Consider the following 8,532-nt stretch of genomic DNA (forward strand, 5'->3'; position numbering starts at 1 on the left):
TCTAGTGCAATGCGCCTGGGCGGCCGCGCGCACCAAGGACAGCTACTTCCAGGCCCAATACCACCGCCTGCGCAGCCGCCGCGGCCCCAAAAAAGCTATCGGAGCCGTAGCCTCCTCCTTGCTCACTGCCGCTTACCATATGCTCAAGTCTGGAACCCTCTACCAGGATCTCGGCGCTAACCACTTCAACCGTCGCGCCAAAGACAAGCAAGCCCTTCACCTCATCCACCGCTTGAAGAACTTGGGATTCAACGTCCAAATCACGCCCTCGGCAGCCTAATCGAGATTCTGTTTCTTTCTAGCCTCGTACGCCCGCTCTTACTTCTGCGTGGATTTCGGTTGCAATCGGACGATAATTTCCTGTCCACCCTACAGTGGATCGAACCTCCCGGAAAGTCTCCATTTCGGTAACTTGCTGGGAACTTTCTCAAAACCCCGTTTTACGTGCACTACAAGAGGAGAATGATTACTTCCGTATTGCCGACATCCATGTAAGTCATCTGTCAAGCGGAGGCACGGGTGTCCCGGGCACGCCCGGGAGAGCGTGCAAGTCATCACTTCCAGGATGCTCAACGCGCAACGTATGCCTCCCGGCATCGGTTCCTGCGCTCGGCAGAACCAGACATCCATTTGCTGTCTCGGGCCTTGAAGGGCCGTCACAGAAGATTGAGTTTGTGTTCCGCTGTCGGAGTCTTTCTTGACGGCGGGTTCTTCTTTAGAGCCTGCTGGAGCCGAATAGGAGGGCGCAAAGATTTGAATGAGTGATGCAGCAAGCTCCTCGAGAAGTCGAAGAAGACCTGATTCGGAAAATTTCGTTATGCTCAGGAATTTGAATGCTCCCGATGGATTTGCACGCAAAATCGCAGCGTATCTGTAATCGGCGCAGCCAAGGCTGATGTGGCCACCGAGGAATACGTTAAAGTGAGCCTTTTTCGCTTCCGCGGGCCAGCTTGAAATTCTCGGATAACTGAGCGATATTTAGGGTAATCAGGAGACTTGTCATGCCGAGCTTGAGGTCAGAAAGGAAGAATGCCACTGCGCTGAAAAGAGCGCGCTTCTCCTTGTCTGCCGCTCGCTCGGGAGTCATGGCGGCCTAATCTTGTCTTCCAAATCCGAACAATCCAATCACTAAGTTGGGCGACGCGGTGGCCTATATTTCCGCTCCGTCCGGATTCGCTCAAGGAGATGAAGCCATGACTTCCCCAAAGAAAGTCTATGTGACCACGTCTATTCCCTATGTCAATTCGAAGCCTCATGTAGGGCACGCGTTGGAGCTGATCCAGGCCGACGTCATTGCGCGGCATTATCGGCTCACGGGACACGATGTCTGGTTCCAAACGGGAACCGATGAAAACGCATTCAAGAATGTTCTAGCCGCACAGGCGCTGGGCCTTTCGACTGAGGAGTTGGTGACTCGGAATGCCACAACCTTTCGCTCCCTGGTAGAAAGGCTGAATATTTCGGCGGATGATTTCATTCGAACGACGGAAGAGCGACATAAGCGTGGAGTGATCGAATTCTGGAATCGAATCAGGTCGGAGGACCTATACACTACCCGCTACGCCGGTCTGTACTGCGTCGGTTGCGAAGACTTCTACCTCGAAAGGGATCTGGTCAAGGGCTGTTGTCCCGATCACCGGGTAGCTCCAAAGCGAGTTGAAGAGGAAAACGTCTTCTTCCGCCTCTCCACCTACCGCGCGAGACTGGAGGAGCTAATCAGCAAGGATGAAGTTCGGATAGTACCGATCGAGCGGAAGAATGAGGTGCTGAATTTCATTCGGAGCGGCTTACAGGACATCAGCATCTCACGCTCATCGGAACGTTCAGGCGGTTGGGGCATTCCGGTTCCGGGCCGTCCGTCTCAAGTCATCTACGTTTGGATCGACGCCTTGATCAACTATATCTCAGGCCTTGGCTTCGGCACGAACGAAGACTGGCGAAAGACCTGGAACAGCGAGACCGAGAAGATTCACGTCATCGGGAAGAACGTTTGGAAGTTCCATGCCGTGTATTGGCCAGCCCTTCTCCTTTCGGCGCGGTTGCCGCTCCCGAATGAACTCTTCGTGCATGGATTCTTGACCGAGAATGGGCGAAAGATCAGCAAGTCGCTGGGTAACGCCATTGAGCCTTTCGAGTACGTTGATCGATTCGGAACCGATGGGTTTCGACACTTCCTGCTCAAAGCGGTATCTCCGTTCGACGACGGCGACTTCTCGATGGAAAGACTCTCTGAGGTGTACGAAAGCGATCTGGCAAATGGCCTCGGAAATCTGTTGAGCCGGGTAACTAGTCTCTGCGCCAAGTCAGTCTTTCCAGGATTCGACCCTTCGGTTCAAAGGCCGTCCACCTTGAGCGAGGTCCGCGGGCTATTGCAGGAATATCGGATAGACGAAGCGGCACAGCGCATCTGGAACGAGATCGCGAGACTCAACAAAGAGGTGGCCCATGGAAAGCCGTGGGAGATACTCAAAAGCGGAAAAATCACGGAGCTAAACGAGGTTCTGGCACGCTGGATCGACGGAATCCATCGGGTTGCAATCGACCTGCGCCCCTTCTTGCCGGAAACCAGCCAAAAGATGATCGACGCACTCAACACGAGACCGATTGAAGCTGCGAAGCCGCTGTTTCCCAGGATTGAGTAGAAATGCCAGCCAGTCGATCGCATCCGAATGGCGGCCAGGTGGTGCTTGACAGCGGCTTGGAGTGTCCTCACCGAGCTGCATCGTAATTCTTACAGTCATCTGGCGAGGAGAACATTACGGCTGAAAGTGTGCTCCATGATCGCGAGTAACGCCGCAGAGCTTACTAATCCTCTCCGGACGTATAGTCGCCATGTCGTACATGTGCTCTGTCCGGATTGCTCCTGGTTACGCGCTTTGGAATTAGTCCTGGTAAACGGCCTCTCGGAAAGTGAAACCGAACTGCCTGAAAAGTCTCGTTTTGACCAAGTTCGCGTTGGCGCGTCTCTGGGCCGGGTGAACTTGGCGAAAACCCCGTTTCGTGCAGTTGGATCGAGCGAGTTATCCTGGCGACTCATCAGGCGTGGGTTTAAACCGAGACGCTATCCTGTGGCGCTGATTTTCCAGTATCCAATCGCCGAAGCTTTCAAATAGTGGACGAAGGGTATTCAGCTTCGCGGCAATTATGTCGAGCCCTCGGTCATCGTACATATGCATGATGACCATTGAGCGGGGACCGATGACACCCGCCCCCACCCTGACTCAGGTGTGAGCCACCCATCCTGTTCCAGCCGAATGAGAACAAGTGATGGATAACGACTCATCATGGTCGGAATGTAAGGGTCACCCGTCCCAACAAATAATTCGGACGTGGCTCATCCAATGGTTGTATTATCAGTCATCCAGGCCCCGTCAGTCGCTCATGAGAGTGGCGCGCTAGGTGCCCTCTCAGCTAATAAACAAATCGCGAAGAGGAGTACTACTGAGATGCAGAAGATGGAACGGCGCTCCTTTCTTGCCGCAGCATCCGCGGCGCTTCCCGTGGCTCTTATCGGGCAGTCCAGCAATACTCCTACAACGACGAAGGCTGTTCGTGTTGCCAATGGCGAGGACCGACTTGGGGAACACCACGCCATCGGCGTCAGTTCCACTGCCTTCAAGGTGTTGACCCAGGATACCGGCGGCGATCTGTTTATCATGCAACATGCGAATCTGAAGAAGGGCGGTCCGCCGCGTCATCTGCACCACAATGAGGATGAGTGGTTTTATGTTCTTGAAGGCGACTACATCGCGGAGATCGGCACCGAGCGTTTTCAGTTGAAGCCTGGCGATTCCATTCTTGCACCCCGTGGGGTGCCTCATGTCTGGGCAAGTGTTGGCGAGGGTCCTGGCAAAATGCTGATCGCCTTTGCGCCTGCCAATAAGATGGAGTCTTTCTTTCGGGACAATGCGAAGCGGCGCAAAGACGGTGATTACCTCAACGAGGCGGCGGTTTATCACGCTTACGGTCTGGAACTGCTTGGCCCGCCGCTTTCCGTCGGATAAACCGTTTGGAACGGCGTGACGGATTGCGCGCGTTTTCACCATCACAGCATAAACGCAGCCGTACACTTCGTCGAAACTCCTAATGGCCGAAGGCGCTCCTGCCTGCCAGCGGCTGCGCTTCGCAGCCTCCGAGCGCAAAGGTGCACTGCGAAGCATCGAAGGCTAGTTGATACAGTTTCAGGCGGCTGTTCCCTTGAATGGCAGGACCTTCGCGCTGCCCTGCGTATGTTCGAGGAAGTCGGCCCAGTCCTGCATCTTGGCGCGGTCTTTCAAGTGGAGCGCGTGGTTGGCGCTCACCACTTCGCTTCGCACCGGCAAGGTCGCCTCACTCGTCACCAATCACAACTATTCCATTGGTATCGTGCTGTCCTGTAGTTTGGCCCACGTCGCCGAGTACAGCGGCCAACGTCTGACGACCGTCGACATCACCGATCCCCTGAACCCGGTCCTGCGCAGCCAGCTGCCGCTCGGGAATCGGGTCAACGGCATCGCCGTCTCCGGGCGCCACGTCTATCTGGCCGGCCGGTAACTTCCGTGTTGCCGATCATACGTCCTTTAAGCCACAGCGCTATAATTCCCGTCAGCCGGGACTCATCTAGATCGAACCATTCCAATATTCGAGATCTTCGAGGTGGAACTCCGATGGAACTCCTTAGGTTATGGAAGTCAGGTCTGCTTCTTCTCGCATCGCTCGGAACGACCTCTCTTGCGGCGATACCCCAAACGGATCACGACAGGGAACCTTCTCAAGTGAAATACACGTTGGCAAGCTTTTGTGGAGACTATGGCGTCGTGGGTTCTTACAGTGGAGGCATTGCACGGGCGTTGGGAACGCAGACTGTGGACGGCCACGGCAACCTGACGGGCTCGGCCATTATCAATGTGCCGGGGCCGAATAACACGCGGTCCATTACGAGCATCGGTTTTCACGGAACCTACACTGTGAATCCTGACGGGACCGGCAGCATGGCGCTGACGATCACGGTGCAGGGCGGCACAACCGTGAATGTCACCGAGGACTTCGCAATTACCAAAACGAAGGCAGTTAATGGCACTGTCCTAGCCAGTGAAATTCAGGACGCACAACAAGTTCCGAGTGTCATCCTCTCAACGCCAACTCTCGCGTTCCACACATACACTTTGCGTTCGGCTCCGAAGTCCTGTACGCGGTGATCTGCTCAGGACCGGGAACTCAGGTTGTGACAGCTATCGAGCGTATAGAAGACTAACTATAGAGATTAGGCGATAGCTGCTCAAAACCACGATTCATGTACTGTCGTTGCCGTATCACCGGCAACCTCATGCGTCTCGCTCACAGACTCGCTGCTGGTCGCATAGCGATAACCATCGACTCGCATAGCGAAAACCAGGGGGCAGGCAGATGAGCAGCGCACCAAAGCAGTGGCGGCGCTGGATGCCGCTCGATGTGTATGAGTTCGAGGGCAAGTCGAAAGCCAAAGGCGTGCCGAGGTAGCTTTCCCGCCAACTGGCCGAATCACCGGCTGACCGGAAGTTAACGGCTACAAGCGCATTACTTCCTGTTTGCCGACCGTACGACAATTGTTCCCCTAAAATTGATTCATGCTGATCGCGCCTTCCGAAATCCTCACCTCCAATGGACGCTTGCGTCACATGGTGAAGGGTGATTTGTCTGCTTTTTCCGAAATGAATGCTGACCTACGGGTGATGGAATTCTTTCCGCGTCCATGGTCTCTCGAAGAAAGCCATGCAGCGTTTGAAAGAATTGAAATAGGGTTCGCCGAGAGAGGATTCGGTATATATGCCTTGGAGTTCAAAGAAGAATTCGCCGGAATCATTGGACTTTCTGTTCCGATTTTCGAAGCCTACTTTACTCCATGCGTAGAAATACTGTGGCGACTTCTTCCCCGCTTTTGGGGTAAAGGCCTCGTATCGGAAGCCGGAGCGGCCGTACTCCAGATGGCATTCCAAACATTGCGAATGCCCGAGATAGTGGCGTTTGCAGCATCAAAAAACCTACGATCAATCCACGTAATGGAACGACTTGGCATGAAGCGTGACCGACAGGAGTATTTCGAGCACCCTGCTGTGACAGACGTTCATTTGCAGCAACATGTCCTGTATCGGGCAACACAGAGACTCTCCATTGCCGAGTGACCGGCCATCCGGAAGTAATCCCGAAATGCCTGCAAAGTCACATTTTGAGCAAGTTCACTCGGCCAGCGGGGTTCGGCGGGTCGAACTTGCCGGTAACCCCGTTTCAGCCTGGCAATGGACAGGGCTGGTACCGATCGATCAAGATCCCACCACCTATTTGTTCATCGTTCCTCGTCCATTGCTGGATCAAGCTCAAAGCTTATGTCGTTCATCCATGCGAATTGCTCGTGCGCGTGCACCTGGGCGGCAGTCAGTTTTGGCAAATCCTGCTCGCTCTTCGCCATTGCTCAATCCCCGATGAAGCGAAGATAAGTGTGGGGAGCTGTCGCTCGTTGAGCCAGGCCACGCAGAGATGCTAACGCCTCCGAACGGTCCCAATCACCAGCTTCAATTTCTGCAATGAAGGCTTTTACCTGAACTGGATTGAGTAGCGTGTGATAGTAGGGAGCTGACTCGATGAGGCTGGAGATGGGGTATGCCTCTCCCAAAGGCAAAGACCCGAACTCGATGACAAGGAACTCTTTCGTCTCCGGTATGCCGTGCTCATCTTCCAATCGAACCGTCCAAGGCATTCCATACTCCTCGCTAAACGATATCCACCCAAGGCAGGATAAAACAGTCGTCCGCTGTCAGCTTCCGTTCTCTGGCCAAGCTCCCAAGAAGTCGGCATTTCGGTAACTTGCTGGGAACCCCGTTTTTCGGGAAGTTCACCCTTACCGTTCGGACCTGACCTACCTCCGCGGCGATAATGTTGTGGACCATGGAAACTAAGGAATTCGAAAACACAGTTGGCCTCGGTCTCGGCAGGGCAGTTCTCCATCTGCTTGACCATGACGCACGCCCGTACCGTGAAATCATCCTGGACGCATGTCTACACAACAAAGCTTACGACCCACAAGTTGAGGGTAGTAGAGCGGTGTACATGTTGGAAATGATGCGTGCCTCCGGTGAACTAGCGTTCTATGCGGACGCCGTAATTCCGTCACTCGTGGAAGAGGCGGATGACTGGGACACATCTCAACGATTTCAGATAGCGAGGTTGTTGGCCCAGGATGGGAACCAATCCGCTCGTCAAGCGATGCATTCAGCTTTTCAGACCAAGATGATATCTGACAATGAGGTCGCTGCGGAGTTCATCGAACTTGATGGTCTCGCGGGGTTGGTTTTTGTGGTCCGTCGAATTGGAGAGTTACTGACTCAGAATCCTGAACGATGGGAGGACGATTACCTCCTGTGGGTAGCTAGTGATATCTATGGCAAAGAAGAAGTGGAGGCTGCGCTCAAAAACGCGGCAGAAACGGATACGAACATCAAGGCGTACTTGAACGCGGTCGAGGAGAACCGAACGTTGCGGGCACTGAATCAAAGGCCCGATCCAACTTCTTTGACTTATGGAGACGTACGATCCCTGATTGAAGCCAACAAAGCAGGCGGCATTTTGCATTTATGGGCGAAGACGGCTAGCGAGTCTAACTTGAGACTTGCAGCCGATGATCTGACCAAGGAAACAGACGCGAAGAAACTGAAACTCTATCTGGGGTTGTTTAGGAAGAGAAAGTTCCCACGCGAACTCGACCATTTGTTTCGGCTCGTAGAGTTGCCTGACGGTCCTGTTCCGCGCCATGCATTGGGGGTACTCGCTAACCTTGAGCACGAAAGGATTCGCAGCATTGCATTCAGCCTTGTCGAAACCAGGTCCTCACTACGTGACTATGCAATTGACCTACTGGTCAACAATTTTCATGACCGGGACCACGCTATCATCGAAGCTTGGTGCGATGCCGAATTGGACCTTGGTACACTGAACGCCTTTGACCGAAGTTTGCGGGACTTCTTTGCGGCGCATCCCGATTCTGAGTGCGAAGGCCGTTTGCTCAGAAAACTCTATGAGAGGGAGCCGTGTGCTCATTGCCGCAGTTCCGTGGTCGAGCGCCTCTTGGCACTGGGTGCGTTGCCTGAGACGCTCAGACGCGAGTGCGAATACGATTCCTACGCAGACACAAGAGAACTCGTAAAACATAGGAACAATTGACCAGCCCTCGCAGTTCGGTTCGTCAAGCGCCCGTAATGTTCTATAAGAAGGAAAGTCAACAAAAAACACTTCGCCTTCGGCTGAATTTTTGTTGATTTTCAGCCCCCTTGGAATTGAGCAGGATTGTTCTCACATTCCGGTCCAAGGCTCGGGACGCTGCGGACAACCGCGTAGCGCTTGTGGGTTCTTCCCCTGTGGTTCTCATACTCGATTTGCGACGATGCCAGTGACTTGTGAAACCAGCAAGCAGAACGTTGGTCATGTGCCAACCATAGTTCTATCTGGGACTCGTGGCCCATTGCTTTTTCAGGTTATCCGAGAGGGCCTAGGGTCGGCTGTGAGACTGGGTGCCCGAGGCAC

10 protein-coding genes and 1 pseudogene are annotated in these 8,532 nt (G+C 54.0%); 7 read left to right on the forward strand and 4 right to left on the reverse strand.

Annotated elements, in window-relative coordinates; translation table 11 throughout:
- Nucleotides 1–280, forward strand: a pseudogene (locus tag Q363_RS42405) (IS110 family transposase); the annotation flags it as partial.
- A 636-nt stretch (nt 281–916) separates the two neighbouring features.
- On the opposite strand, the gene Q363_RS41475 reads toward Q363_RS42405, so the two are convergent.
- Nucleotides 917–1,087, reverse strand: a complete 171-nt coding sequence (locus Q363_RS41475; RefSeq protein ID WP_157467781.1) for a hypothetical protein — start codon at nt 1,085–1,087, stop codon at nt 917–919.
- Between the two features lie 106 nt (nt 1,088–1,193).
- Here Q363_RS41475 and metG point away from each other — a divergent pair, with 106 nt between their 5' ends.
- Nucleotides 1,194–2,642, forward strand: a complete 1,449-nt coding sequence (gene metG, locus Q363_RS28800; protein WP_035357590.1) for a methionine--tRNA ligase — start codon at nt 1,194–1,196, stop codon at nt 2,640–2,642.
- 378 nt (nt 2,643–3,020) lie between these two features.
- Here metG and Q363_RS47065 read toward each other — a convergent pair whose 3' ends face one another.
- Entirely contained in the window at nt 3,021–3,185 is a 165-nt protein-coding gene (locus Q363_RS47065) for a DUF3885 domain-containing protein (RefSeq protein WP_084080880.1), read from the reverse strand.
- 315 nt (nt 3,186–3,500) lie between these two features.
- Between Q363_RS47065 and Q363_RS28810 the strand changes: the two genes are divergently transcribed.
- From Q363_RS28810 to Q363_RS28825, 4 genes are all read left to right on the forward strand, one after another.
- On the forward strand, nt 3,501–4,004 hold the full coding sequence (locus Q363_RS28810; RefSeq protein WP_169747176.1) for a cupin domain-containing protein: 504 nt from the start codon (nt 3,501–3,503) through the stop codon (nt 4,002–4,004).
- A 286-nt stretch (nt 4,005–4,290) separates the two neighbouring features.
- Nucleotides 4,291–4,533 (forward strand): LVIVD repeat-containing protein, encoded by a 243-nt coding sequence (locus tag Q363_RS28815; protein WP_035357593.1) that lies wholly within the window; start codon nt 4,291–4,293, stop codon nt 4,531–4,533.
- A 221-nt stretch (nt 4,534–4,754) separates the two neighbouring features.
- Nucleotides 4,755–5,177: a hypothetical protein gene (locus Q363_RS28820; RefSeq protein WP_157467785.1), complete on the forward strand. Its 423-nt coding sequence runs from the start codon at nt 4,755–4,757 to the stop codon at nt 5,175–5,177.
- 408 nt (nt 5,178–5,585) lie between these two features.
- Nucleotides 5,586–6,140: a GNAT family N-acetyltransferase gene (locus Q363_RS28825; RefSeq protein WP_035357596.1), complete on the forward strand. Its 555-nt coding sequence runs from the start codon at nt 5,586–5,588 to the stop codon at nt 6,138–6,140.
- A 161-nt stretch (nt 6,141–6,301) separates the two neighbouring features.
- On the opposite strand, the gene Q363_RS45705 is transcribed toward Q363_RS28825, so the two are convergent.
- Entirely contained in the window at nt 6,302–6,424 is a 123-nt protein-coding gene (locus tag Q363_RS45705) for a hypothetical protein (protein ID WP_281176100.1), read from the reverse strand.
- A gap of 3 nt (nt 6,425–6,427) precedes the next feature.
- Nucleotides 6,428–6,712, reverse strand: coding sequence for a hypothetical protein (locus tag Q363_RS28830; RefSeq protein ID WP_035357597.1), 285 nt, complete (start codon nt 6,710–6,712; stop codon nt 6,428–6,430).
- Between the two features lie 188 nt (nt 6,713–6,900).
- Here Q363_RS28830 and Q363_RS28835 point away from each other — a divergent pair, with 188 nt between their 5' ends.
- The gene (locus Q363_RS28835) at nt 6,901–8,172 is read left to right on the forward strand and encodes a hypothetical protein (RefSeq protein WP_157467787.1); all 1,272 of its coding nucleotides are present in this window, start codon (nt 6,901–6,903) and stop codon (nt 8,170–8,172) included.
- Nucleotides 8,173–8,532 lie beyond the last annotated feature (360 nt).

This window comes from Edaphobacter aggregans DSM 19364, assembly GCF_000745965.1.
GTDB lineage: Bacteria > Acidobacteriota > Terriglobia > Terriglobales > Acidobacteriaceae > Edaphobacter > Edaphobacter aggregans.

What these genes read in the sequence shown, in the direction of transcription:
- Q363_RS28825 (WP_035357596.1), top strand. Translation starts at nt 5,586, where the DNA reads ATGCTGATCGCGCCTTCCGAAATCCTCACCTCCAATGGACGCTTGCGT.
- Q363_RS45705 (WP_281176100.1), bottom strand. Translation starts at nt 6,424, where the DNA reads ATGGCGAAGAGCGAGCAGGATTTGCCAAAACTGACTGCCGCCCAGGTG.
- Q363_RS28835 (WP_157467787.1), top strand. Translation starts at nt 6,901, where the DNA reads ATGGAAACTAAGGAATTCGAAAACACAGTTGGCCTCGGTCTCGGCAGG.
- metG (WP_035357590.1), top strand. Translation starts at nt 1,194, where the DNA reads ATGACTTCCCCAAAGAAAGTCTATGTGACCACGTCTATTCCCTATGTC.
- Q363_RS47065 (WP_084080880.1), bottom strand. Translation starts at nt 3,185, where the DNA reads ATGGTCATCATGCATATGTACGATGACCGAGGGCTCGACATAATTGCC.
- Q363_RS41475 (WP_157467781.1), bottom strand. Translation starts at nt 1,087, where the DNA reads ATGACTCCCGAGCGAGCGGCAGACAAGGAGAAGCGCGCTCTTTTCAGC.
- Q363_RS28830 (WP_035357597.1), bottom strand. Translation starts at nt 6,712, where the DNA reads ATGCCTTGGACGGTTCGATTGGAAGATGAGCACGGCATACCGGAGACG.